Below are 26,753 nucleotides of genomic sequence, written 5' to 3' on the forward strand. Positions count from 1 at the left end.
CGAGGAGGGAATAGAATGAAGAGAAGAGGCTTTGGTTTTAAAGGATCGGTCTTATTTTTAATGGTTATTTTGTTAACTCATTTACTCTTTCCTTTTGGGACATTTGCTACAGCAGAAGCCGAAAAAGTAGATGTGCTTGTTACGTATGAAGAAGATTCTTCAAAGTTAGTAGATGCTTTCGATCGTGCAAACTATGAAAATGTAGTCGTTATGGGAGCATTGCCGATTATAACGATGACGGTACCTGAACAGGAGATTGAACGGTTAGAAGGATATTCTAATGTTGTTTCGGTTTCAATTGATCAGCCGCTTCATTTAATGGTAGAAGAAGTAGATTCATCTAGAGAATTAAGTGAATATGATTGGAATAATGAAATGGTGAAGGCTTTTGATGCTTGGGATGATGGCTATACAGGTAATGGTGTTAGAGTGGCAGTATTAGATACAGGTTTTGATGAGCATCAAGATATTACATATGCAGGCGGTCATTCTGTATTTGAGGATGATGTGTATACATATGATTACGATGGCCATGGTACACATGTGGCAGGAATTATTGGTGCACAAAAAGGAACAACGCATCAAGGAATTGCTCCAAACGTTGAATTATATGGTGTGAAAGTTTTTAGTGAAAGTACTGGTGGGACAACTACTGATCTCATCTCTGGTATTGACTGGTCGATCCAAGAGGGGATGGACATCATTAATATGAGTTTAGGTTTTACGGGTGAGGTTCCTGCTGTACTTGAAGCGATTCAAGAGGCGGTTGAGCAAGGAATATTAGTCATTGCGGCAAGTGGAAATGAAGGGAATGAAGATGGAACAGGTGAGCAGATTGAGTATCCTGCAAAATACGACGAGGTGATTGCCGTTGCGTCAGTGGATCAGGATTTGTCACGTTCAACGTTCTCAGCAGCTGGACCAGAAAATGAAGTAGCTGCTCCCGGAGGTTTTATTGGCGGGTTAGCGCCGGGAGGTAGCTATGTCGCGATGAGTGGTACTTCTCAAGCGACGCCTCATGTTACGGCTTTGGCAGCTATTTTAATGGAAAAATATCCTCAGCGTTCAAATGAAGAAATTAGAGAGTTACTTATTAAAAAAGCTAATGATCTCGGTCCAGAAGGGCGAGATAGTCTGTATGGTTATGGACTTGTGCAATATGCTCCACTAGACATTGAACCACCGGTTATTGAATATGATGGTGAATTAGAGATTGAGGTTGAATATGGTGCGGAATTTATCGTTCCAGCCGTCACTGTAACAGATAATGTCGATGAAGATATTGAGGCAACTGTTACCATTTATAATGAAGAAGAACAAGTGGTTAAGCAAAGTGACATTGATACGACCATACCAGCTACGTATGTCGTGGAATATACAGCGGTTGATGAAGCTGGTAATGAAGCAGTGCCGTTATACATTACGATTACTGTATTAGAAGAAGGTTCAACGCCACCAGAGGAAGAGGATGGCGATGAGACAGATCAAGATACAGGCAAAGAGGAAGAAGAAACGGAAAGTGGCCGAGAAGATGAGGATACAGAGAGTGAAGTAGCCCCGCCAGAGGAAGAGAATGGCGATGAAACCGATAAGAATCCAGGCAAAGGGGAAGAAAAGGATTCAGAAGATGGACAAGGTGGGGGAAAAGAGGAAGAAGATTCAATCCCTCCTCCAGTTAAAGAAGAACAAGCTGAGTTGGTTTTAATTCAGCCAGAAGAAAAAGATGGAGTTGCGTTTATTTCAGATGATGTAATTGCTTCAGTATTAGATCATGGCACATTATGGATCGCGCTTCATTCTGTTTCTACTGAGTTGAGCCGTCTCCAATTAACAGCTGATCAAGTGAATGAACTGATCAGTCGAGGTATACATTTAGTGTTAGCTAAAGACGATGTTCAGCTACAAATTCCTGCGGGCGCATTCAAGCAAGGGGATGCGGTTATTCATATGGAACGTGTAGAACGAGATAGTGAACTTCCGAAAATTGAGCAAGCGCAAAGTGCGACCTATCAATTTAAGTTTATCCAAAATGGGGAAAGTGTTCATCAATTTGAGGATGCGATTGAACTACACTTCCCTGTTAATAAAGAGCAAGATACGTCTGATTTGAAGGTTTACTATTGGAATGAACAGAGTGGTCTTTGGGAAGAAATAGGTGGTTACGAAGAGGATGGCTTTATCGTAACGGAAACGAACCATTTTAGTATTTTCACCGTGTTCTCTTCAAGTATATTTGAAGAGAACGGAACTGGAAACGGAACTGGAAACGGAACTGGAAACGGAACTGGAGAGCCTCAAGCTGAAGAAGGTAGTCAAGATGAACAAAAAGGATCAGGTGAAACATTGCCTGATACAGCTACAAGTTTGTATAATTGGTTGACACTTGGCTTAGCTTTAATCGTAGGGGGCGTTGCTGTTACGACAATGAGAAGGTGGAAGCTGAACAATAATTAAAGGCCTAGTTTGAAGGACTCATAGTTTATCGCTATGGGTCTTTTCTTTATGGCAGAATTAGCTTTTATAAGTGTATCCTATATTAAAAGTTAAGGAAGACGTCCGCTACATACGTCACAACTTAGTAAAGATTAATATAAAGTTGCTCTTATGGCAAAAAGGAACCTCATTCCGTTAAATGAGAGAAACACGCTCTTTATGCGGGAGGGTGCGGCACATCTTTTCTTAAAAATAATTTAAATGCAAATAATAAATGACATTTGTCACTAATCGTAAATGATAGGTGATGTCATACTAATGTTGAAATTAATGAGGGAGGGTGATGTGAAATGATTATTGCATCGATGAATGATGTAGTAAAACGGTATGGCTCGTTTGTCGCTTTAGATTATGTGAACTTAACGATTAAAGAAGGAGAGGTCATTGGATTATTAGGTCCAAACGGGGCAGGGAAAACAACGCTTATACAAGTACTCACAGGTATTATTCCTAAGGATACTGGAACGATTACGTTGTTCGGTGATTATAAAAAGCCTTTCAACAACCAAAATAAGCGACAATTGGGCTTGGTGACACAGGAGTTGACGATATTTGAGGATTTAACGGCTAAGGAGAATTTGGAGTTTTTTGCTGGTGTGTACGGGCTAAAGGGAGAAGAGAAGAAACAAAGAGTAGAGGAAGCTCTAAGTTTTGTCGGACTCTCCTCTAAAGCAAAGATGTTGCCGAAGAAGTTTTCTGGAGGAATGAAAAGACGACTGAATATTGCTTGTGCTCTTACGCATAATCCGAAACTGGTCATCATGGATGAGCCGACCGTAGGCATTGATCCACAATCAAGAAATCACATTTTAGAAACAGTCAAAGAACTACAAAGACGTGGAACAACGATTATTTATACGACCCATTATATGGAGGAGGTTCAAGCCATTGCTTCTCGGGTCGTCATTGTTGATCAAGGTCAATTAATTAAGGAAGGAACAACAGAGGAATTGATTCGAACGATTCAGCATGAAGAAAAGCTAGTGATTGATGTGACAGATCCTCACTTAGTGCCTCTTGATCGGCTTCAAGCTCTAACTGGGGTTAAGCAAGTATCGAAGGAAGGAAGCAATATTCATATTATATCGACAACAGGTTCAGGTAACCTTGACCGGGTTCTGTCGATTGTGAAATCACATACGAGCGTTCTTGGTATTCAATCGGAGAAACCGAATTTGGAGGATGTCTTTTTAACACTTACGGGGAAACAATTGCGTGATGGGGAGGATGAATAATGAGAGTATGGAGTACGATACCTTATACAGTTAAGCGATTATCGAGAGATTTTATGACGATTTTGCTACTTCTTTTACTCCCTATGGTTATTTTGACGGTCTTTTCTTTCATTTTACCAGATGTACCTGGTGAAAGAGGATTTCCTATTATGGAAGAAACAGCTATGTATATGATTGTAGGCTTTCAATTATTTGGGGGATGCATCGCAATGGCTTATATCTATCTTGATTTCTTCACTGAGCGCCGTCATCGTATCCAAACATTGCCTATGAATCATACCGTGTATGCATTTACCATTATGCTGATTGGAACCATCTTTTCCGTTATACTAGGAATCATTTTAATGGTCTTTTCGCAATTCGCTTTAGGAGTGAATTGGAGTCATCCGCTGTGGAGTATCGTTATTATATCGTTGATGTCATTATTATCAAGTATTGTTTGTTTGATCCTTGTTTTTTCTGTGAATAATTACAAATTAGCTGAAAGGCTAAGTGAGGTGTATGGCCTCGGTGCGTTTCTCATGGCTGGTCTGTTCTTTCCGATGCCTGATCTTGTCATTATCGAATGGTTCAATCAATATGTTAATCCTTTAACAATTAGTTATGCAGCGATTTTTGAATATAATGGTGTGTTCGAAAATGACGTAATCTTTCATGTGCTGCTTCTAATCGGATATATTGTTGTTTTATTTGCTATCATGCTCGCTTTAGGAAGGAGACGTATGCCATGACGATTTTTTTCTTTGTATTAAAGAGAAATGTTCGAAATCTATCGAACCTCATGTTTTTAACGTTGTTTCCGATTGTAGCTATATTTTTGCCAAATCCTGATGGTTGGATGGAGTTTCCAATTGGTTATCAATACTTTGGGATCTTGATTTTATTTGTCGGCATTCGCTTAACATCGTTAATGATTGAAGATCGACAAAAAGGGGTCGTCAAACGTCTAGCTGTAGCACCTGTGAGCCATTTCCAGTATCTCTGGCAAAATTTATTGGCTTATAGTCTTATACTTGTTCTTCAATGTATCATCGTCGTGGCAGGTGGTTATCTTTATGGTCATGAGCTGTATCAACCGTTGTATGTATTTGTATTATTCATTTTGTTCAGCTTCGTTTCCTTATCAATGGCATTAGCGTGGAATTCTCTATATCGAAGTAAGGAATCGGCATTTTTAGTATATATGGCAGTCATTATGCTTATGTCATTAATAGGTGGCTTAATCGTTCCAGTGGAAATGCTTCCTCCTTTTCTTCAACGATTATCTATGCTCTTACCAGTGCATTGGTTAGCTGAAGGGTTAGGTTGGATCGCGATTGGAGATGAATCCATTACTCATTTCTTCTTTATTGGGGGTATAATGGTTTTATATACGTTCTTGTTCTTAGTGCTTGGAAGTATGCGTCGAATTCATTGATTCATTTTAGAGTTTGGTATGGATGAGGTGAAGTATGAAGGTAAAGGTAGAGCCTATTACATTTGTTTATTTGATACGTATATTGTGTTTGCTTTTTCTTAGTACACTGTGGGTTGTGAATGATCAATGGAATAATGGGTTTATTCTCATCTTCATCCTTGCCATATTAGCTGGGATACGTTGGAGATTCAAAGTACCTTTTTGGTTGTCCTTTGTTGATTTAGTGTGTTGCCTTCTCTTTTTACCTATTTGGAGTGCGAGCATTTATGGAATCGCTCTGCCGCTTTTTGATGGAATTGTGAAAGGTCGATTTTATTCCCTTTTACTTATTCCTGTCAGTATGATATTGTCTACGGTTCATGAGGTCCTCTTACTTTGGTATTTACTGAATGTGAGCGTAATTGGTGTTATTTTATATTTCTGGAATAAAAGCTATGACCAAACGATACGTGAGGCAGATGAAGAGCGTCTGGCTCGTTATGAATTAGAGAAGGTGAAGGCAGAATTACTAGAGGCCAATAGTCAAGCTGTACAAATGGCTGAGGTCTCAGAAAGGTATCGCATTGCTCGTGATTTACACGATCATCTCGGTCATGACTTAACGGGTGCGGTTCTTGGCTTGCAAACATACAGAAGGCTTGAAAAAGGACGTGAGAAAGAGGCGATATTAGATCAGGTTCAAGAGAGGATTGAAAGAAGCACCACGACATTACGTGAAACTGTTCATGACTTGACACCTGTAGCGAGATTAGGAGCGGAACAACTGGCGTTTATTGCGAACAATTATTTAGGAAATGAGGTTGAGGTGGAGTTTAACAAATCAGGGAATATGAATGTCGTGCCTGTTCATATTTGGAGTTTACTTGAACCTTGTATGAAGGAAGTTCTGACGAATATTGCGCGTCATAGTGATGCAACTAAGGTGATCATTCATTTAGATGTAACAGAAATGATTGTTCGATTAAGTGTTCAAGATAATGGAGTCGTCTCGCCCCAAGCAGATAAAGGGACGGGATTAAGGCATTTAAAGGCAAGAGCGAGAGCGGCTGGAGGCAGTATTACTGTAAGTATTGCTGATGGTTATTTAGTTGTATGTGTGTTTCCGATTAATGAAGGGAGAGGTGAGTTAAATGAAGATCGTCATCGTTGATGATGACCCTCTTGTCTGTCAAAGTCTGAAATTGATGTTGGAGCTTGAAGATGATTTTGTTGTTATTGGTACTGCTGGAAATGGTCAAGAAGCACTAAATTTTTGCAAGGAAAGAGATGAGAAGCCTGATCTTATTTTAATGGACATTCGTATGCCTGTTATGGATGGGATCGAAAGTACGAAACAGATTAAGAAGGATTTCCCTCGTATCCTCATTATGATGCTAACGACGTTTCAAGATGAGCCGAATATTCGACTTGCGCTTCAAGCGGGGGCGAATGGCTATTTAATCAAGTCGACCGCTGAGAAGAACATGACGCAGCAAATTCGGGCACTACAGTCTGGCTCCTCTGTATTTGATGAAACGGTTGTGCAGAAACTAGTTGAACCAAGAGCAGATCGATTAGAACTGCTAACGGATAGAGAAAATGCGGTGGCTGAAAGAGTGGCACAAGGTCTCTCTAATAAAGAAATAGCTGAGTATTTGTTTTTAAGTGTTGGAACGGTAAGAAATACATTGTCAGTCATTTTGGATAAGCTTGAGCTTCGTGATCGTACACAACTGGCAATTTTTTATTTGCGGCATAAGAAATAAGGGCACTGAGAAAATTTGGTTTTAACTTTTTCAATGCCCCCAAGCCCAAGTTGTCTCACCTATGAAATGAGATCTATTTCGTTCAAAATTTTAGAGAGACGACGTATTCCTTCGTTCATTTCCTCCTCGTTAAGATGACCGTAGCCAAAGATTACTTTCTTTGTATGATGGCCTTTCTCTATCGAATGATCCTCAACTGGATAAAGGTAAACCCCATTCGTCCGAATCGTTTCAATTATCTTTTTAGAAAAATGTAGATCGTGCCATTCTGCGATCAAATGTAATCCAGTGGAATGACCTGTTATAGATAGCTGGTTCGGAAATGTTTTGTGCAGTAAGTGTATAAGAAGATCGCGCCTTTTTTGATATACCTTTTTCATCTTTAAGATATGACGTTCTAAATGCCCCTTTTCGATAAATCGTGCTAAAGTAAGCTGTTCAACGGATGGTGTATGTAGGTCTGAGAACCATTTGTATTCACGGCATTTTTGGATGAACGGTTGCGGCAAAACCAAATAACCGATACGTAGAGCTGGGGATAATATTTTGCTAAAGGAGCCGATATAGATAACTCTTGTTGGATCAAGTCCTTGTAATGAACTAATGGGAGCCCCTTCATGGCGAAATTCACTATCATAATCATCTTCTACTATGTAACAGTTTGCCGCTCTTGCTATATGAATTAAATGGATTCGGCGTTGAATCGGAAGAGTACTGCCTAAAGGAAATTGATGAGAAGGTGTTACGAAAATCGCCTTTAATCGCTCGTCTTGTTTAATTAAATCTGTTTGGAGTCCATTATGATCAACAGGAATTCCTTTGATGATCGCCCCACTGCTAGAGAAGATCGATTGGATATCCTCTGTAATCGGATCTTCCATAATGATTTGATCTCCCTTTGATAATAAGAGTTTTGCAACAAGTGATAATGCTTGAGTCGCTCCAGAGGTAATGACGATTTGACTAGAATGGCATTGTACACCTCTAACCTTTAATAAATAGCTAGCTAATTGTTCTCTTAATTCTAAGAGCCCTTCAGGATTGCTATAGCTTAGAGCCTTGTAATCACAGTTATGAATGGTATTGTATGTGAGCTTTGCCCATATGGCTCTTGGAAATAAGCGTAAGTCGGGAATCCCTGAACGAAAATTAGTAATATCTTGATCATCAGAAAGTGAACGCTCTTCGTTTATGTTGGAAAGGCTCATATGTTGATTTAATTCAAAATGAGCACCGTAGGAAACATAAGTTCCTGAGCCTTGTCGTGTCTCAATATACCCTTCAGCCATCAACCTTTCGTATGCTTCAATTGTAACGTTCCGCGAAACACTTAAATCCTGCGCTAATTGCCTCGTCGAGGGTAACCGTTCATTTGCTTTCAACTCAGCTTGTAAAATTCTCCTTTTAATTTGTGTATAAATCTGTTCTGTTAAAGGGCGTTCTAATTGTCGATCAATTGATAACCATAGCATTTTAATCCCCCCATTCTTAAATTGGTACTGTGGAAATGATGGCTTAGTGGATCTATTTTAAACCAGTTTACCATGGTAGCCTGATACATAGTAAATCATTTAACGAAAGAAGGGGAAGTTATGTTCTCAAAAGATGCATTAGAGATGGCAAGTGCTTTTAAAAAATTGGCTCGAGATGAAGAGAAGAAAGCAAGTGTTCTTCAATCAGACGAATGGTACTCATTATTATTAAAAGTAGCAAAGAGGTTTGTAGCTGGGGATACTAAAGAAGAAGCGATTCAACAAGCAATGGAGCTTCTCAAGAAGGGGTATGATATTTCTTTAGAATACATTGGTGAAAATATAAGAGATGAGAAGATGAGTATCGATGCAAAGGATGAATGTATCGCATGCATCCAAGCAATTGGAAGAAAGGCAAGGGGAGCGACATTATCATTAGATTTATCCCATATTGGTTTATTAGTCAATCGTCAGCTTACCTTGAAGCATATGCGTGAACTTCTTAATGAAGCAAAACGCTATGATCATATGATTATGATTAGTATGGAAGAAGCGACAAAAACGGATGTAATATTGGATGTATACAAGGAGTTAGTAGTTGAATATCAAAATATAGGAATAACAGTGCAAGCTCAATTGCATCGATCTGAAGCAGATATAAAAGAGTTGATCCATTATCCAGGGAAAATAAGAATCGTAAAAGGAGCCTATCAAGAAGACGAAGGAATCTCTTTACCGCGATCTAAAGAGCTAGATGACCGTTATATTCAGTTAGTAAAAGTTATAACGAATGTCTATCATCCAATATCGATTGCGACTCATGACGAGAAATTAATTAAACGTTTATTTAATCAAGGAATTCTTCATCAAAAAGGTGTTGAATGTGAAATGCTTTATGGTATTCAACCGAACTTGCTTAAGGAGCTTAAGAGTCAAGGTGTGGCAACAAAAGTGTATATTGTCTATGGAACAGAATGGTATTTATATTTGTGCCATCGCATAGCAGAATATCCACCGAATATATATAGAGCTGTAACAAGTATGCTCGACTCTGCCTCTAACCGAAGAAATCCTATTAAGTGAGGTAGGAAAAGTGAGACGTGCATATTTTAAAATGATCCTAGCTATGTTTCTTGCAGGAAGTTCAGTTGTGACAAATAAAGTGCTTGTTGAAAGTGTACCTGTTTTTGTTGCTTCTGAATTAAGGTTTGTAGTGGCTACCGTGATTTTAGTACCATTATTATTCATATATGAAGAAGTTACGAAAGTATGTAAGAAAGAACTATTTATTCTGTTTCTTCAAGCGTTAACAGGGGTGTTTTTGTTTAGTGTTTGCATGCTTTATGGTTTGAAATATACGACGGCTTTGGAAGGTGGGATTATTACGAGTACGCTTCCTGCCGTTACGGCAATATGTGCGTTTTTTATCTTAAGGGAAAAGCCATCATTAAAGGTGTTGATAGGTATAGGGGTAACGGTGATAGGTCTTGCTTGTATTCAAACGGCAGGAGTTAGTCAAGTTGGAGGGGGAGTAGCACCATTAATCGGCAATGGATTGATTTTTTTTGCGGTCATTAGTGAAGCTTTGTTTGTTTTGTTAGGGAAGGTTAGCGCAAAGAAGCATTCTCCACTCGTTATGACGACTTTTGTTAGTGCGATAGGGGCAATCTTATTTTTACCGTTTGCTATATATGAGTTGCGACTATTTTCTTTTAGAGACCTTTCATTATTAAATATTGGGATTGTCGTGCATCATGGGTTATTTGTTACAGTAGTTGCTTTTATATTAATGTATCAGGCTGTTAAGGAAATACCGGCAAACAAGGCTGGCGTGCTAACAGGAGTTGTCCCGTTGAGTGCAGCTCTATTATCGTTTACTTTTTTACGAGAGCCGTTTTCTTTTGGTCATTTGGTTGGTATGGTATTTGTATTGTTAGCGATATGTTTGATTTCTTATGGTCAGGAACGAAAGATTGAACATCATTCATATAGGGGCTAGGGAGAAGGGTACTGAAAAAGTACGATTTTCACTTTTTCAGTGCCCTCTAAGGAAAGTGGTTTCATTAAATGACTTATCCCTCAGTGAAAAAGATATTGACAATCGTTTGATTACGTATTATCATTCATGTAAACGATTACGTAAACGTTTACCTAAGTGGATGACAAAGGAGTAAGAAAGAGATGGCTAGTATAAAAGATGTTGCTAAAGTAGCGAAAGTATCAACAGCAACAGTATCACATGTGATTAATGGAACGCGTTATGTTGCAAATGAAACGAAGGATAAAGTTTTTTTAGCAATGAAAGAACTAGACTATAAACCGAATTTAGTTGCTAAAAGCTTAAGAAGTCGAAAATCTATGATTATAGGTTTAATAGTCCCTATGCAATATACAGATACATCAAATTTTTTCTTTATGTCCATTGCAAATGGAATTGAAACGATTGTAAAGCAACAAGGCTATAATTTGATTTTGGGTAACTCTCATGAAAATATTCAAACTGAAATTGAACAAATTAAATTGTTTAATTCACAATTGATAGATGGACTCATTATTGCACCAACAGCTGATAATATGGAGCCTTATCTTGAACATTTTAATGGTGAGTATCCAGTGGTATTTATTGATCGCAAACCTGTTGGATACAATGGAGATCTTGTTATCGCAGATAGTTATAATAGCACATTAGAAGCTATTACATTGTTAATGAAGAAGGGTCATAAGAAAATTGGGTTTATAACCGGAAAATTAGGAATATCAACAAGTGACGAGAGATTAACTGCCTACAAAAAGGCATATGAACAAAATGATTTACCAATCGACACTTTATGTATTAAAGAAGGGGAATCCTGCTTTGATAGTGGATATAAGTTTGCAGAGGAATTGGTTGAAAATCAAAAGATAACGGCAATTTTTGTTGCAAACAATGTTATGACGATGGGGGCATTAAGGTATTTAAATGAAAATCACCTAAAGGTTCCAGATGATGTCGCTATTATTGGGTTTGATGACTATGATTGGATGAAGATTACGTCACCACCTATTTCGGTCATTAAACAACCATCATTTGAAATGGGGGAGGAAGCAGTGCGAATTCTGTTAGAACGTATAGAAAACGGAAAAGAGTATGAGGGAGAACAAGTGCTGTTACCTTCAGAGTTTATTTCGAGAAAATCGGTGTAAATGCATTTACATTGATTTCTTTGGTGCTTTACGTAATCGTTTACGTAATCGATTACGATAAAAGGAGGTGTAGAAATGACAAGAATCATATGTCTAGGAGAAGTGTTGATTGATTTTGTTCCGACAGTTAATGGTTATAAGTTAAAAGAAGTTTCAGAGTTTAGAAAGTTTGCCGGCGGTGCGCCTGCCAATGTAAGTGCTACAATAGCACGTTTAGGTGGAGAGTCATTTTTTATAGGAAAGGTAGGGAAAGATGCTTTCGGAGAGTATGTAGAGGAGGTTTTGTCTGAGAGCGGTGTAAATACTCATTATCTATTAAAAACAGATAAGGCAAACACGGCCCTTGCGTTTGTATCGCTGCAAAGAAATGGGGAACGAGATTTTATGTTTTATCGTCAACCAGCAGCCGATATGTTGTTAGAGCGTAAAGACATAAATGAAAAATGGTTTTACTCATCACCGATTTTTCATTTTGGCTCTATATCCTTAATTGATGAACCGATAAGAAGCGCAACGAAACAAGCCATACAATATGCACGAAAACGACATTCCATTATTAGTTTTGATCCTAATATACGACTCGGTCTCTGGCCAAGTGAACAAATAGCCCGTGAACAAATTTTGGAACAGCTCTCTGAAGTGAATATAGTGAAGTTAAGTGAAGATGAACTGTACTTTTTGACACATCAACGAAAAGAGCAAGAGGCAGTCAAGAAAGTTATGAAAGGAGAAGTTAAGTTAGTCCTGATCACAAAAGGAAATAAAGGGTGCTCGTTTTATACAAAATACGGCTTTGACCATGTGCAATCAATAAAAGTTCATACAGTAGATACGACAGGGGCAGGAGATGCTTTTGTTGGTGGATTTCTTTATAAATTAGCAGAAATATTGCATGATTCAATCTCTTTAGAAAAAGTTACTAGACAACAGCGCTTATTAAAAGAAATAGTCCTGTTTGCTAATGGATGTGGGGCGTTAACGACCATGAATAGAGGGGCAATTGCGGCGCTTCCAAGTAAGGAAGATGTAAATAGCCTGTTACAAGATATAGTGAAGGAGTGTTAGTATGTCAGACATTAATAGTTTAGTAGAAGCAAGAATAGATTATCGAGAAAAATATCGTCCTCAATTCCATTTTAGTCCTAGAAAGCATTGGATGAATGATCCTAATGGATTGGTTTTTTATAAAGGGGAGTATCACTTATTTTATCAATATTATCCAGGAGGAAATACGTGGGGGCCTATGCATTGGGGACACGCTAAAAGTAATGATATGGTCAAGTGGCAACACTGTCCAATTGCTTTAGAACCAGATGAATTAGGAATGATTTTTTCAGGGAGTGTAGTAGTAGATTGGCATGATACATCTGGCTTTTTTAATGGAGGAGATGGGTTAGTTGCTATTTTTACTCATTCAAATGAAGGCGTACAATCACAAAGTATTGCTTATAGCTTAGATGAAGGACAAACTTGGACAAAATATGAAAATAACCCTGTTATCCCTAACGAACATATTAAAGATTTTCGAGACCCAAAAGTATTTTGGCATGACGATACTCAAAATTGGATTATGGTATTAGCTGCTGGTCAAAAAGTAATGCTTTATGGATCAACAAATTTAAAGAATTGGACGTTTCTTAGTGAATTCGGTGAATCTGACGGTGCTCATGGTGGTGTTTGGGAATGCCCTGATCTTTTCTCATTGCCTGTTAATGGAGATTTGTTAAATCAAAAATGGATCTTGCAAGTGGACATAGGTTCGGGTGCTGTAGCAGGGGGATCAGGTGCGCAATATTTTGTCGGGGAATTTGATGGCACAACATTTAAAAATGTGAATGAAGCAGAAAAAACATTATGGCTTGATTTCGGTAAAGATTTTTACGCTACTCAATCATTTTCTGATATTCCAATTGAGGATGGTAGAAGAATTTTGCTAGCGTGGATGAGTAATTGGGAATATGCAAATGAAGTCCCGACTAGCCCTTGGCGAAGTGCAATGACTATCCCTCGTGAGGTTGAGCTTAGACAAACAGCCAATGGAGATCTTAAACTTCATCAACATCCAATTCATGAATTGAAACAGTTACGACAAGAAAAAATCAAAATAAACAATCGAGTAGTAAACGGTGAAATGAACGTATTAAAGGATCAGAAGGAAGAGGTTTTTGAATTAATTGCTGAAGTTGAAAATCTCTCTGCAGAAGAATTTGGCTTTGAATTGCGAAAGTCTTCAAAGAATAAGCAAGGAACTATTGTCGGATATAATCTGTTAACAAATGAACTGTTTATCGATCGTGAAAAATCTGGAGATGTTTCATTTAGTAAACAATTTAAAGGAAAGCATGTTGCAACGATAGAGAAAGGTTTGAACAAAGTAAAATTTCATATCTTCGTCGATAAGTCATCAATTGAATTATTTTTTCAAGAGGGGGAAGTGGTTCTAACCGATTTGATATTCCCAGATGATGATAGTCAGGAGCTGGCTTTTTATATTAAAGGTGGCGAGGTAACGATTTTGAACTTAGAGGTCTATGTATTAAAGAGTGTTTGGGAAGATGAAAGTGAGGGTGCAACCAAGGTAAATGAATGAAGCTATGCTACCTTTAGTGAACGGAGATTAAGGAGGGTATTATGAAACCAGTCATTCAAAAGCTTTCTAAACCTATACCACCTGTAGAGCCAAATAAAAATGATCGTCGTTGGAGTCAAATTAAACAAAATTGGGAATTGTATTTGTTTCTTTTACCGACATTTATTTATTTTGTTCTCTTCCATTATGTTCCAATGTATGGAGTGCAAATTGCCTTTCGTGATTATACTCCCGGATTTGGCATAACAAGTAGCCCTTGGGTAGGTTTTGAACATTTTATTCGATTCTTTGAATCATATCAATTTTGGAATTTGATTTATAATACTTTTTCATTAAGTGCGCTTCAGCTGTTAATTACCTTTCCATTACCAATCATTGTGGCGCTTATGTTAAATCAACTTGTATTTAAACGATATAAAAAGTTTGTACAAACCGTTATTTATGCGCCTCATTTTATTTCTGTTGTTGTTTTAGTTGGGATGGTCTATGTTTTCTTTTCAGGAAATGGCCTTATCAACAACTTTTTATCACTAATTGGACTGGATGAAATTCGATTTTTAACAGAGCCCACGTGGTTTAAGCCTCTATATTTAGGTTCAAGTGTTTGGCAAGAGACGGGTTGGGCGGCAATTATTTATTTGGCAGCACTGGCAGCGTTAATCCTGAACTTCATGAAGCGGCTATTGTAGATGGAGCGAATAAGTTACAGCGTGTGATTCACGTTGATATTCCAGCTATTTTACCAATTGCTATGATTCTACTCGTATTGTCGGTAGGAAATATTATGAACATTGGATTTGAGAAAGCTTATTTACTTCAGACACCGTTAAACCAAACATCATCGGAAATCATACCGACTTATGTATATAAAGTAGGGCTTCAACAAGCTCAGTATAGTTTTGCTGCAGCAATTGGATTATTTAATGCAGTCATTAACTTATTTTTATTATGGTATGTCAATAGAGTGGCAAAGCGTTTATCAGGTAATGGATTATGGTAAAGGTGAGGTGAAATGATGAATTTATCAACAATAAAACGTACAAAAGAAGATAAAATATTTGATGTAATTAATATCTCATTATTAACAATTATGCTGCTCGCCATTTTGTATCCATTATACTTCATCGTAATTGCTTCTGTAAGTAATCCAGATCGTATTTTTGCTGGCGATGTGTGGTTATACCCTTTGGAGGTTACGTTCGAAGGCTATACAAGAATATTTCAAGATGGGAAGATATGGATTGGTTATAAAAATACAATTATCTATACAGTAATTGGAACAATTTTAAATGTCTCGTTAACATTAACAGCGGCTTATGCATTATCTAGGAAGGATTTTTATGGTCGGAATTTCTTCATGATTATGTTTGTTTTTACAATGTTCTTTTCAGGGGGATTAATTCCAACATATTTAATTGTTCAAAACTTAGGAATGGTGAACACAATGTGGGCTATGATCATTCCAAAAGCGGTTGCGATTTGGAACATCATTGTTGCGAGAACGTTCTTTCAAGCAACGATTCCCAATGAGATGCTTGAAGCAGCGAAAGTAGATGGGTGTTCAAATACGAAATTTTTCCTGAAAATTGTCTTACCATTGTCTAAGCCTATTATTGCTGTTATGGTGCTTTTCTACGCAGTTGGTCATTGGAATTCTTATTTTGATGCACTCGTGTATTTGAATAATGAAAGTTTATACCCGCTTCAGCTAATCTTAAGGAATATTCTGATTCAAAATGAAGCCGCAGCTACAATGGTAAGTGATCTTGATTCCGTTGCGGCACAGCAACGTATTGCTGATCTTATTAAATATGGCGTAATTATTGTAGGGAGTTTGCCATTGTTAATCGTGTATCCATTTATTCAAAAGTATTTTGTTCAAGGAGTTATGATTGGTGGAATAAAAGGATAATGAACCTCATAACAGCAGAGGAGGCTAGCTATATGACTGTTTTGAATTCAAGTCTATATCAAACATTAGAGAAGAGCATGAATTATATATTGTTAAACTTCCTTTGGCTACTTACTTGTTTACCGATTGTTACTTTTTTCACGGGAACGATTGCCATGTTTGCTGTCATTAGAGACTGGCATATGAAAAAAGATGAGGGCGTAATTAAGCCATTTCTCAAACATTTCAAGAAAAATATCAAGTCGAGTATACTCTTAGCTACTATTTGGCTGCCCTTGACCTATATCATGATTGTTAATCTTCATTTGCTAAATCCAACTACTTCTATTATTAGCTTATTGATGACTTTTATAATAGGTGGGTTGTTCGTTATATTTCTTTATACAAGTCTGTATCTCTTCCCGGTGTTTGTTCATTTTGAACTTCCTGTATTGAAGTTAATTCAAAATGCATTTTTTATAGCAACGAGTCAATGGAAATATACCATCATAGGTTTAGCTAGTCTTTTAGCTGTGGGAATGCTTTTGTATCACTTTCCTGTTTTAATGTTGTTTTTTACAAGTGTTTTTAGTTACTTCATATATGTTATTTGTTATAAATCCTTTCAGCAATTAGGAGCATCATATTCTGGTTAATCGTTTACGTAAACGATTAACTTTGAGTGATTGGCTTAATTATTTATTTTTTGAAGGAGGTGATGGGCAAGAGAAACGGGTGTTTTAATTCTGTACTTTATTAAAAAAGGGGAGGAATAAGAATGGGTAAAAAATTTGCAATAATCTGTTTGTTTTGTTTATTAGCTACTATGGTAGCGTGTTCTCAAGATTCTGGTGGAGAGGATGAGGGACAGGTAAATGAAAATGGAGATCATTTTAACGCAGAAGGTCTTCCGGTTGTTGATGAGAAAATCACATTGAATTTTGTTTCTCCTAAAGCTCCATTAGCACCTGATTATAATGAAATGGAAATCATTCAAACGTTAGAAGAGATGACAAATGTCCATATCGAATGGAATAATATACCTGGTGAAGGGTATGAGGAACGGAAAAATTTAATGTTTGCAAGTGATGAGCTACCAGATGCTTTTTATAATGCGGATTTTACCGATTATGAAATCGTTCGGTACGGCAGATCGGGTCAAATTATTCCATTAGAAGATTTAATTGAAGAATACGCACCTAACTTAATGGAGATATTTGAGAAGCGACCTGAACTAAGAAGTATGGTTACAGCTCCTGACGGCCACATTTATTCGTTACCGAGAGCAGAAGAGATGGGGTTAGCGGCTGTTCCCAATTTTACATCGATAAATAAAGCTTGGTTAGATAAATTAGAGTTAGATGTTCCAACAACGCTAGATGAATATGGTGATGTATTAAGAGCATTTAGAGATCAAGATCCGAATGAATCAGGGAAAGACGATGTTATTCCTTTAAGTTATATGCATAATTTTTGGACAGGAAACTTTGGAGATATGTTTGCGGCGTTTGGAGTACCAGATAATACAGAGCATCGAATTGTTCGTGATGGCGAAGTAATCTTTACTGCTGTGCAACCAGAATATAAAGAGGCGATTGAATATTATCATGGTTGGGTTGAAGAGGGGCTCATTGATTCCGAATCATACATTCAAGATATTAGTCAGTATTTTGCGAAAGGAAAGACTGAGCCACCTTCATTAGGGTCGTATATTTGGTGGGAAACGGAAGAAATTGTTGGGCCTGAGCATGCAGATGATTATGTATTGTTACCCCCTTTAGAAGGCCGAATGGTCATAAAATGGTAGGTCGTTCAAATAATTCTGAATATGGCAGAGGGGCCTTTGTGATTACGGCTGCGAATGAACACCCAGAGATTACGATGAGGTGGGTCGATCAAATTTATGATCCGAAAATGTCTGCCCAAATAAGTTGGGGGCCAATAGGAATCATTTATGAAGAAGATGAAAATGGAATGCTTATTAACAAAGAATTAGAAGAAGGAGTTTCAATGGGAGAGCTACGTCAACAAGTAGCACCAAATGGACCAACAGTTGTCCTTGCAGAAGATTTTGGGACAGTGGTTGATATGGAGCCTAGAGCGAAGCAGAGGTTACAAGATATTGAAGAAGTGTATGCACCGTATCTTGTCGATGAAAATTTCCCACAAATCTTTTTCAGTGAAGAGGAGCTAGATCGAATTAATCGACTTGAAGTTGATATTATGGATTTCGTAGATCAAAAGCAAGCATCTTGGTTATTGAATGGTGGCATTGAAGATGAATGGGATAGTTATTTAGAACAGCTTGAACGTATGGGGTTAAATGAATTAATGGAAATTTATCAAGATGGGCTAGATCGATTTAAATCAAATATTGAATAATATTAGATAGATGTCATGAGGTGGTGAATCACCCTCTGACACCTTCGATGGTTGTAGTCCCACTCATTGCTTAAGTGTAAAGATATTGGAGGTAGAAAAGGATGGAGATGAGTACAAAGTTAAGTAATACCTTGATAGCACAATGGTCTTTTGAGGATGAAGGGAAGTTTACCATTGATACAATTGGAGGAACGAAAGATTCCATACATTATGTTTTTCACGATGCACTTTTTCAGCCGAGCAGAAATATAAAGCGAAGAAAAGGAATAAAAGGAAAGGCTTTATGGTTCGATGGTTTTTCCACATATGTTCAAAGAAAGAAAGAGCACGTGTCATTAAATAAAGAGGAATTGTCGGTTTCGATGTGGGTGGCTCCTTATTCATTTGGCGGGCTAGATCATGATAATGTAGCAGCTTTAATGAGTCAAAATGATCAAAGCAAAAAAAGAGGCTTCCTATTAGGTATAAAACAATATGGTTATCTTACATTTCAACTTGGCTTGGAGAAGAATTGGGAAGAACTGCTGGTGGATCAGTCGACCTTAGCTAAAAATAAATGGACTTATGTTGTAGCAACCTATCATGCGCCTAGCGGAGAAATGATCATTTATGAAAATGGAAAAAAGTCAAGAGCTAAAAAAGTTGAAGCTGGGCAGTCTCTCCTTTTAGCAAGTGAAGATTTATTGATAGGTAAGCCAAATGAACCTCACATGATTGAAGAGACCTTTGCTTTAGGTATGTTTTGTGGATTGCTGGATGAAGTATGTCTATTTTCTAAAGCGTTATCAGAACAGGAAGTTTTAGCTACCTATCATGCCTATTTAGGCGAACGTGATGGCAAGCCACCTTCAATTGACGTAGAGAATTTAGTGATCGATCGACAAGAATTTATATTAGATCGACATCGTCCCCAATATCACCTGTCACCTCCGGGCCATTGGATGAATGAGCCGCATGCTCCGTTTTTCTATAAAGGAAAGTTTCATCTTTTTTATCAACATAATCCACAAGGGCCTTATTGGGGGAATATTCATTGGGGACATTGGGTTAGTGAGGATATGATCCATTGGCAAGATTTGCCGATAGCCCTTTCTCCAGAATCGGAATCATTGGATCCTGATGGAGTATGGTCAGGGTGTGCTCATTATGATGATAATGGGTTACCTGTTTTATTTTTTACAGCTGGCAATCATCAATATATACCTAACCAAATGATTGGTTTAGCTAGGTGTACGACAGACGATAACGGCAATTCTAATTTAGAAAAGTGGGAAAAGTATGGTCGTCCTATTTTATCCCAGCCTAAAGGGTATGAACTAGATGATGATGGCTTTCGCGATCCGTTCGTTTGGAAAGAAGGGGATACATGGTATCAGCTTGTCGGCTCTGGAATAAAAGGCCGAGGCGGTACTGCGTTATTATTCGAATCAAAGAACTTACTACATTGGGAACATCGAGGACCTCTTTATATAAGTGATTATGAGAAATTCCCTTATCTAGGTAAAATATGGGAGCTTCCAATTCTTCTTCCACTTGGTCAAGACAGTCATGGACAAGAGAAGCATTTATTTATTATTAGTCCAGTTGATGGTGATGCGGATGTAGAGGTATATTATTGGGTTGGTGAATGGAATCTTCAAAGTGGCCAATTCATCCCGGATTTTGAAGAACCTCATTTGTTCGATGTAGGAGACTTTCATTTTACAGGACCAAGTGCAATGATTGATCCGACTACTAAGAGAATTATTTTATTTACTATTGCCCAAGGTGAACGACCACTAGAATATGAATATGCATCGGGATGGGCTCATAATGGTGGGCTACCGATCAGTGTCTTCTTAGGAGAGGACGACCGCATCCGTTTTAAACCAATAGATGAAGTGGAATCACTTCGAGAATCTAAGTTAGTCGATTTGAAAGATATTACTCTGGAGCATGCGAATGAAACATTACAATTTATCGAAGGTGAAATGCTTGAAATCGTCATTCGAATCAAAGAACTTTCAAGCGAACACGTTGGTTTATACTTTAGACAATCAAAAGATCGCGTAGAGGAAACGTTACTATATTATGATCATGTAGTTGATCAATTAATCGTTGACCGAACAAAGACAACACTTGATAAGAAGGAGTGGACAACTGGTATCCAAGGTGGCAAAGTAGGTATAAATCAAAAGCAACCAATTCAACTCCGCATATTTCTTGATAAATCAATGGTAGAAGCATATATAAATGATCTTAAAAGCTTGACGACGAGAGTATATCCAACAAGAGAGGATGCTGCCGGAATTTCAATTATGGGGGAAGAGAGTCAGATCATTGAGTCGGTTCAGGTTTGGAAAATGAAAAGTATATACATGTAATATTCTTAGCTGAATTATTGTTAGTATAAAAAATAGATGTTTAGGCGTGTTAAAGACTACTTTAGCGCGCTTTTTTTAATGCGCACATAACCGGTGGAATTTTAGAGAAAACTAGTTTAAAACCATCTTAAAACATCTAAAGAGTATCAAGTAACGAATGGAGGTTCTAAATGAAGGATCGAAGTCTACTGTATCTTATCACAGCAATCGGTATGTCTGGATGGGTATTGTTATTTCGGAAAAGAGATCATTTTAAAGACTGGTTAATTATTTATTTGTTCAAAACGCTCGTTTCGACGTTAATGGATGGACCTGTTATTAAGAGGAAGTTCCTCCAGTATCCAATTCGTCTTTTTCCAAAGTGGTTCGATTCGAATATTGCTTTCTTATATTTAATCTTTCCGATGCTATGCGTCATGTATAATCAATTTACTTACCAAATGAAACCTATTAAGACGTTTTTTAGTGTGTTTCTATTTAGTCTTCCTATGGCGGGCATCGAGCATTGGCTTGAAAAAAGAACAAATTTAGTTGAATTTAATAAAGGCTGGACGTCTGTGCATACTATTTTCGTTTTAACGCTAACGTTTTGGTTTGTTCGCTTGTTCATTTATACTGTACGAAAGCTCGATAATAAGATGAGAGGCGGAGGGATTGAGGTAGGGGGTTCTTGAAGAGTATTGGTAAAATGAGAATCTGTATTAGAAAGGAAAAGTCGCAGATTTGGCAGGGGAGTAGCAAGAACGTGCACCGAAACGAGAATGGCAGTACTGACTAGAGAAATTTGAGCAAAAACGTATTGCTATTGGCTAGAAACGGGCGTATTTTTCTGATTGAGTATGGATAGTAATTCTCTACGGCTATGGACGTTTATTTTGGCGAAAATTGATTTTAAGTGATCCTGTACGGTATGCACCGAAATGTATAAGCGGCTAGCAATTTCCTTCGTTGTATGGCCATTGAAGATTTGCTCGACAATTTGAATTTCACGTTGTGTGAGACCGTAGTATAGGAGCGTATAGCTTAATCGTTCAAAAGGCTTTGTCTGTTGTGAAATAACAGCATATTGCTTAGAAAACTTCTCGCCTGTTAGTTGAGTTACATGAAGGGAGAGTAACTGACCATGTGCAGTCGGGATACTAACTGAATGTTGCTCATATTTCTGATCTCCTTTAGAGGTGGAACTTGCTTTTATTTTGGAGCATAGTGTTTCAATAGGACGAGGAAGTAAATCACCTTCCAATTGTTCCTGCTCACGTAATGAACTTAATAAAGAGTGTGCAGCCTCATTGGCAGAAAGTAGCTCAAACGTATCTGAAAGAATCATAATAGCCTGTTCTGATTGGGGAGTGCTCGGTGAAAAGGATGATTGGATTGTTAACCTTTTCACGGTTTTTGTTAAAATTGGTAGTAGGCTGTTTATGAGCTGTTGTTCTTCTTTAGAAAAAACGGGTTGATGCTCGGAACGAAAAAGGGTTACATATCCCCAACACTTTCCTTGGTCTATTAATGCAGCACGTAGCTCATCGTGATATCCAGCTGGTGCTAAAATGTATGTGTAACGATAACTAAGAGCTAGGTTTCCGTTAGTTGCATCATGTAACGTTGCCATGTGAGGTGGTGAATCGACTAATTGGAAATAGTGATTATAATCAGAGCCTTTATGTTCATTTTCAAGAATGTATGAATGAATCGGCTCAATGGGCTTGTCGATGACAGCGCCAGTTGAGAGGAGGCTTTCTGGATCGATTGTCGTGAAGCATGCAGCAGTGAAAGAAATGCACGCTTTTAATTCATTGAGTACAAATTGGCGGAATGTATAAGAATGCTGCTGGAAATCGGCTGTCGTTAGCTTGTTTTTTAGTTGATCAATATTCATCATAAGTCCCCTTCCAATTAATATCCCAACTATGTGGGATATTTTTTTATGTCGACTTTTTTTATAATTGATAATGATTATTACTACTATTTTACATGAGAAAAGAAAGGTCGGGAAGGAGAAATTGAAATGGTTAACTAGAGGTGCGAATTATTCCTGAAGAAATTACATGTGTGATGGGGGCATCGATTTGTCTATTTAAATGGGCCTCCTGTAACTAAGGCAAAGGACATTACAGATTTAATGTTAAGGGGAGTGATTCAAATATGAAGTGGAATGATCCAAGCGTATATGAGTATGAGCAATCGATTCGACGTAAAATTGCGGGCTATCCATTGCTCTATGATATAACATCGCGGCTAATGACGGAGGCAGTCGCAAAACGTGAAGCGAACCTACTTGTTATTGGAGCAGGTGGAGGAGAAGAGCTTGTTACAATGGCGTCTAAAGAGAAAGGTTGGTCGTTCACGGCGATTGATGCGTCTCAACCGATGCTAGAGCTAGCGAGAGTACGTACTGATCGGGAGAAGGCAAATGATCGAATTCGTTATCGATTAACAACGTTAGAATCATTTTCTGAAAGTGCTCTTTATGATGGGGTTACTTGTCTACTTGTTTTGCATTTTGTGAAAGGAAAGGCTAACAAGCGTCAATTTTTGGAGAAGCTAGCCTCCTACATCCGAGCAGGTGCGCCACTTTGCTTAGCGATGATAAATGGTGATCCGACTAGTCGCGTTTTTTCTGTGCAAATGGCGGCTTGGAGAGAGCATATGATAAGTCAGGGAATAGAGGAACTTCAATTTGAGCAGTTTGCCGACTCTATTGGGGATACGACAGACCTTATAACAGAGAAGGAGCTTCTAGCACTATTACGTAATTGTCAGTTTGAGGATGTAGGTTGCTATTTCCGTTCTTATTTGATTGATGCCTATATATGTTTTAAGAGGAGGCGAGAATAGTAATGAAGGCAATTGGAGATAAAATCATTGTCATTGGCGGCTATGGTCATGTTGGTCAAAAGGTTTGTCGCCAGCTCGCTAATGATTTCCCTTCTAACGTTTATGCAGCAGGGAGAAATGAAAAGAAGGCGAAGGAGTTCGCACAATCAACAAATGGAAAGGTGCTTCCCTTGTATATAGATGTGAGCAAAGGGGCTGACCCTGTATTATTTCATGATGTTCGAATTGTCATTATGTGTGTAGAGCAAACTTCTACCGATTTTGTTGCGCAATGTCTCAAGCATGGGATTACGTATATTGATATTACAGCCTCATACCCCTTTATTGAACAAGTAGAGAAGTTGGATGAAGTAGCAATAGAGCATGAAGCAACAGCGCTTTTAAGCGTTGGCTTAGCTCCTGGTATATCGAACCTGTTAGCCACTTGGGCTGCGGAGAGATTAGATACTTTAGCGGAAATGAACCTTTTTATCATGCTTGGATTAGGGGATGAGCATGGGAAGGAGGCCATTCGTTGGACATTACAGCAAACGAAGGAATCGTTTAAGTTGAGTGAGAAGGGGGAAGTTGTGAGCTATCATGGCTTTACCGATGGAAAAGCGACTGATTTTATTAGTCAAATGAGCAAAAGGATTGCCTACCGATTTAATTTTGCTGATCAGCATGTCCTTGGAAAGAGGCATGAAATACCGGTATCGACAAGGCTTTGCTTTGATTCGCGCTTCGTCACTAAAGCGGTCCATTTACTAAAAGTAAGTAAGTTGATTCACCTATTTCCTGAAGCGCTCCTTCTATTGTTATTTGAGAAGCTCCAATGGGGCTCATCTGACTTTGCTGTTTGTACGGAAGTAATTGGAAGAAAAGATGGTCAAAAGATGATCGTGAAATCGGCTGTCCATGGTAAGGAAGAGGCAGAAATAACAGCCTTCGTAACGAGTATGGCCGCAAAGCAATTATATGAAGGCATATACCATCTGGTGTTTTACATATCGAACAGCTTTTTCATTGGGATGAAGTGTATAACGATCTACAGCCTACAGTACGTTGGGAACGAGAAACGGAGGGGTATGATGGAGAGTAAAGTAGCTCCAACAAAGGAGAAGGAACGTTTATTAGAGTTAGATGTACTCAGAGGAATAGCGTTGTTTGGCATACTCGTTGTAAATATGAGCTATTTCTCTACACCAGCTTTGCTTGTGGATATACTAGGTTTATCAAAGGCAGAGGGTCTATTAAATGAGATTGTTGTGGTCATTATGGCGGTGGCATTTGAATTTAAATTTGTTAGTTTGTTTTCCTTTTTGTTTGGAGTTGGGTTTGCTCTGTTCCTTTCAAGACTCCAAAATAAAGAGGTGCATGCAGAGTTAATCTATAGAAGGAGGATTCGTTTTCTTCTTGTTGTTGGACTCATTCATCTCTTCTTTTTTTGGTATGGAGATATTTTAACATTATATGCCTCATCGCTTTTCTCCTACCCTTTTATTTGAAAAAGAAAAATAGGACAATGCTCGTTTGGTCGGGAGCATTACTAATCACGCCGTTGGTGTTGCTGTCTCTCTTATTGTTAATAGGTTTTGATTCAGGAGATTCCTTTCCCCAAGTAGCTGGAGATATGTATGATCAAGCTGTATATGCTTATTCGAATGGATCAGCTTGGGAGATCTTTATGCAGCGCTTAGTCGATATAGCCATGATTTATCAAGGTTATATCCTAATGGCTCCTGTCATTCTTGGGCTGTTTCTACTTGGTATGTACGCATGGCAAAGCCGTTTAATTGCCGATGCGAAGCAACATCTAGGGAAGATAAAACGAATTCGGAATTATAGCTTCTGTATTGGATTTCCCTTTGCTCTATTGTCTATTTGGTCTCAATCTTATGTCGATTCGATTAGCTCACCTTATTATGTGATTCAGTATATCGGGTATTCTGTAAGTGGGCCAGCACTAGCTCTTTTCTATGTAAGTGCTCTCTATGTGTGTATGAGATCACAACGATTTAGGGTCATTGTCGCTTTTTTGCAGCCTGTTGGAAGGATGGCCTTTACTAACTATTTGCTTCAAACGTTGATCTGTACAACACTTTTTTACAGCTATGGATTTGGTTTATTTGGATCCATTGAGCCAGCGGGTGTTTTTTTACTCGCTGTGATCATTTTTACGATTCAAGTATTCATGAGTCGATACTGGTTAAGACGGTATAAATCGGGGCCAATGGAATGGCTATGGCGGAAGTATACGTATAAGTTGTCATAAGAGATAATGATAGGTAGGAATTGAGTTTAAAATGGCGAATGAGTAGGAAAGGGTGATAACAGGAGGTAGACGTGAAATTTCTAGAAAGGCTTCAAACGTTAACGGCTAAACCTCATCAAACTGGTTATGAAGAGTATAAGCCTCATCCAATCCTACAGCCGTATATTCATTGTTTTTGGTTCGATCAACGGCTTCAATCTCAAACGCGTGTGATTCCTGATCTATGTTTGGATATTTTGATCTATATGGATGAAGGTCTAAATAGGGTTCGATCGGTCTTTTCTGGAATGAATGATACTTATTTTGATACGACAACGGAGTTAGCGAGCGCCGTGTTAGGAATTCGTTTTTTTGGGTGGAGTGGTTGGTTATTCTCTGAGGAAGATTTTACTTCGACTAAAAATATGATCGGTGATTCTAAGGAGTACTTTCCTGTGCTGACATCATTGATTCGAAGTGAATATTTTATAAGTGCGAATCTTGCACAGAAGATCAAGCTAATCGAAAATGTATTACTGAACAGGCTAGTAGAAGAAAGAAAACAGTTTCACCCTGACTTTCTTAATAGCATGGACTTGATATTGCAGTCGAATGGTCCTATTGCTCAGAAGGACTTAACGAGACATTGTGCGATTGGGGAACGACAGCTGGAACGTTTATTTCGAATGTACACTGGACTCTCTCCAAAAAAATAATCAATCTTGTTCGCTTCCAGAAAATTTGGCGAGGTATGTATGCTACGCGCACATGCGATGCAGCAGATCTTGTATATCAGTATGGGTATGTTGATCAATCCCATTTCATACGGGACTTTAAAACATATAGTGGAAAGACTCCTAAGAGGATGATACAAGAGATATAAACTATATGTCGTTTTTTTACAATACATT

Annotated in this window: 24 protein-coding genes and 1 pseudogene; 23 read left to right on the top strand and 2 right to left on the bottom strand. The window is 38.1% G+C overall.

Features of this window, described 5'->3' with window-relative positions; all coding sequences use genetic code 11:
- The first annotated feature begins 15 nt into the window (after positions 1-15).
- The 6 genes from JCM9152_RS21165 to JCM9152_RS00545 all read left to right on the top strand — a co-directional run bounded on the left by JCM9152_RS21165 (position 16) and on the right by JCM9152_RS00545 (position 6,890).
- A complete protein-coding gene (locus JCM9152_RS21165; RefSeq protein ID WP_052015425.1) occupies positions 16-2,454 on the top strand; it encodes a S8 family serine peptidase in 2,439 nt (812 codons plus the stop codon).
- A gap of 329 nt (positions 2,455-2,783) precedes the next feature.
- On the top strand, positions 2,784-3,728 hold the full coding sequence (locus JCM9152_RS00525) for an ABC transporter ATP-binding protein (RefSeq protein WP_035339730.1): 945 nt from the start codon (positions 2,784-2,786) through the stop codon (positions 3,726-3,728).
- Positions 3,728-4,459 (top strand): ABC transporter permease, encoded by a 732-nt coding sequence (locus JCM9152_RS00530; protein WP_035339732.1) that lies wholly within the window; start codon positions 3,728-3,730, stop codon positions 4,457-4,459. Before JCM9152_RS00525 ends, JCM9152_RS00530 begins: the two co-directional genes overlap by 1 nt.
- Complete coding sequence (locus JCM9152_RS00535) at positions 4,456-5,145, top strand: ABC transporter permease (RefSeq protein ID WP_035339737.1); 690 nt, start codon at positions 4,456-4,458, stop codon at positions 5,143-5,145. Before JCM9152_RS00530 ends, JCM9152_RS00535 begins: the two co-directional genes overlap by 4 nt.
- A 34-nt stretch (positions 5,146-5,179) precedes the next feature.
- A complete protein-coding gene (locus tag JCM9152_RS00540) occupies positions 5,180-6,295 on the top strand; it encodes a sensor histidine kinase (protein ID WP_035339739.1) in 1,116 nt (371 codons plus the stop codon).
- Positions 6,276-6,890, top strand: a complete 615-nt coding sequence (locus JCM9152_RS00545; protein ID WP_035339742.1) for a response regulator transcription factor — start codon at positions 6,276-6,278, stop codon at positions 6,888-6,890. The genes JCM9152_RS00540 and JCM9152_RS00545 overlap by 20 nt, the downstream gene beginning before the upstream one ends.
- A 59-nt stretch (positions 6,891-6,949) precedes the next feature.
- On the opposite strand, the gene pdxR is transcribed toward JCM9152_RS00545, so the two are convergent.
- The gene (gene pdxR, locus JCM9152_RS00550; protein WP_035339744.1) at positions 6,950-8,362 is read right to left on the bottom strand and encodes a MocR-like pyridoxine biosynthesis transcription factor PdxR; all 1,413 of its coding nucleotides are present in this window, start codon (positions 8,360-8,362) and stop codon (positions 6,950-6,952) included.
- 120 nt (positions 8,363-8,482) lie between these two features.
- Between pdxR and JCM9152_RS00555 the strand changes: the two genes are divergently transcribed.
- The 12 genes and pseudogenes from JCM9152_RS00555 to JCM9152_RS00605 all read left to right on the top strand — a co-directional run bounded on the left by JCM9152_RS00555 (position 8,483) and on the right by JCM9152_RS00605 (position 21,445).
- Positions 8,483-9,445: a proline dehydrogenase family protein gene (locus JCM9152_RS00555; protein WP_035339746.1), complete on the top strand. Its 963-nt coding sequence runs from the start codon at positions 8,483-8,485 to the stop codon at positions 9,443-9,445.
- A gap of 10 nt (positions 9,446-9,455) precedes the next feature.
- A complete protein-coding gene (locus tag JCM9152_RS00560) occupies positions 9,456-10,361 on the top strand; it encodes a DMT family transporter (RefSeq protein ID WP_052015427.1) in 906 nt (301 codons plus the stop codon).
- Between the two features lie 182 nt (positions 10,362-10,543).
- Entirely contained in the window at positions 10,544-11,545 is a 1,002-nt protein-coding gene (locus tag JCM9152_RS00565) for a LacI family DNA-binding transcriptional regulator (RefSeq protein ID WP_035339749.1), read from the top strand.
- A 75-nt stretch (positions 11,546-11,620) separates the two neighbouring features.
- A complete protein-coding gene (locus JCM9152_RS00570) occupies positions 11,621-12,610 on the top strand; it encodes a PfkB family carbohydrate kinase (protein WP_035339751.1) in 990 nt (329 codons plus the stop codon).
- A gap of 1 nt (position 12,611) precedes the next feature.
- A complete protein-coding gene (locus JCM9152_RS00575; RefSeq protein WP_052015429.1) occupies positions 12,612-14,135 on the top strand; it encodes a glycoside hydrolase family 32 protein in 1,524 nt (507 codons plus the stop codon).
- A 41-nt stretch (positions 14,136-14,176) separates the two neighbouring features.
- Positions 14,177-15,135 (top strand): annotated as a pseudogene (locus JCM9152_RS00580) (ABC transporter permease).
- A 15-nt stretch (positions 15,136-15,150) separates the two neighbouring features.
- The gene (locus tag JCM9152_RS00585) at positions 15,151-16,047 is read left to right on the top strand and encodes a carbohydrate ABC transporter permease (protein WP_035339948.1); all 897 of its coding nucleotides are present in this window, start codon (positions 15,151-15,153) and stop codon (positions 16,045-16,047) included.
- A 32-nt stretch (positions 16,048-16,079) separates the two neighbouring features.
- A complete protein-coding gene (locus JCM9152_RS00590; RefSeq protein WP_035339754.1) occupies positions 16,080-16,682 on the top strand; it encodes a YesL family protein in 603 nt (200 codons plus the stop codon).
- Positions 16,683-16,804: 122 nt separating this feature from the next.
- Positions 16,805-17,833, top strand: coding sequence for an extracellular solute-binding protein (locus tag JCM9152_RS23030; protein WP_235715581.1), 1,029 nt, complete (start codon positions 16,805-16,807; stop codon positions 17,831-17,833).
- Positions 17,827-18,408 (top strand): type 2 periplasmic-binding domain-containing protein, encoded by a 582-nt coding sequence (locus tag JCM9152_RS23035; protein WP_235715582.1) that lies wholly within the window; start codon positions 17,827-17,829, stop codon positions 18,406-18,408. Before JCM9152_RS23030 ends, JCM9152_RS23035 begins: the two co-directional genes overlap by 7 nt.
- A gap of 101 nt (positions 18,409-18,509) precedes the next feature.
- Positions 18,510-20,771, top strand: a complete 2,262-nt coding sequence (locus JCM9152_RS00600) for a GH32 C-terminal domain-containing protein (protein ID WP_052015430.1) — start codon at positions 18,510-18,512, stop codon at positions 20,769-20,771.
- A gap of 170 nt (positions 20,772-20,941) precedes the next feature.
- Entirely contained in the window at positions 20,942-21,445 is a 504-nt protein-coding gene (locus tag JCM9152_RS00605; RefSeq protein ID WP_035339757.1) for a CBO0543 family protein, read from the top strand.
- A gap of 128 nt (positions 21,446-21,573) precedes the next feature.
- Here the strand turns inward: JCM9152_RS00605 and JCM9152_RS00610 are convergent, their stop codons facing one another.
- The gene (locus JCM9152_RS00610; protein WP_052015431.1) at positions 21,574-22,650 is read right to left on the bottom strand and encodes a helix-turn-helix transcriptional regulator; all 1,077 of its coding nucleotides are present in this window, start codon (positions 22,648-22,650) and stop codon (positions 21,574-21,576) included.
- A 266-nt stretch (positions 22,651-22,916) separates the two neighbouring features.
- On the opposite strand from JCM9152_RS00610, the gene JCM9152_RS00615 reads away from it, so the two are divergent.
- The 5 genes from JCM9152_RS00615 (at position 22,917) to JCM9152_RS23885 (ending at position 26,725) form a co-directional block, all read left to right on the top strand.
- A complete protein-coding gene (locus tag JCM9152_RS00615) occupies positions 22,917-23,609 on the top strand; it encodes a class I SAM-dependent methyltransferase (RefSeq protein ID WP_035339760.1) in 693 nt (230 codons plus the stop codon).
- Positions 23,610-23,611: 2 nt separating this feature from the next.
- On the top strand, positions 23,612-25,096 hold the full coding sequence (locus tag JCM9152_RS00620) for a saccharopine dehydrogenase NADP-binding domain-containing protein (RefSeq protein ID WP_052015432.1): 1,485 nt from the start codon (positions 23,612-23,614) through the stop codon (positions 25,094-25,096).
- A gap of 17 nt (positions 25,097-25,113) precedes the next feature.
- Positions 25,114-25,863, top strand: a complete 750-nt coding sequence (locus tag JCM9152_RS00630; protein WP_035339764.1) for a DUF418 domain-containing protein — start codon at positions 25,114-25,116, stop codon at positions 25,861-25,863.
- Positions 25,864-25,934: 71 nt separating this feature from the next.
- Positions 25,935-26,558: a DUF6597 domain-containing transcriptional factor gene (locus JCM9152_RS00635; RefSeq protein ID WP_035339766.1), complete on the top strand. Its 624-nt coding sequence runs from the start codon at positions 25,935-25,937 to the stop codon at positions 26,556-26,558.
- A gap of 35 nt (positions 26,559-26,593) precedes the next feature.
- On the top strand, positions 26,594-26,725 hold the full coding sequence (locus JCM9152_RS23885; RefSeq protein ID WP_081727837.1) for an AraC family transcriptional regulator: 132 nt from the start codon (positions 26,594-26,596) through the stop codon (positions 26,723-26,725).
- The last annotated feature ends 28 nt before the right edge of the window (positions 26,726-26,753 follow it).

It is taken from the genome of Halalkalibacter hemicellulosilyticusJCM 9152 (genome assembly GCF_000513115.1).
In the GTDB taxonomy this organism is placed as follows: Bacteria; Bacillota; Bacilli; order Bacillales; family Bacillaceae_D; genus Halalkalibacter; species Halalkalibacter hemicellulosilyticus.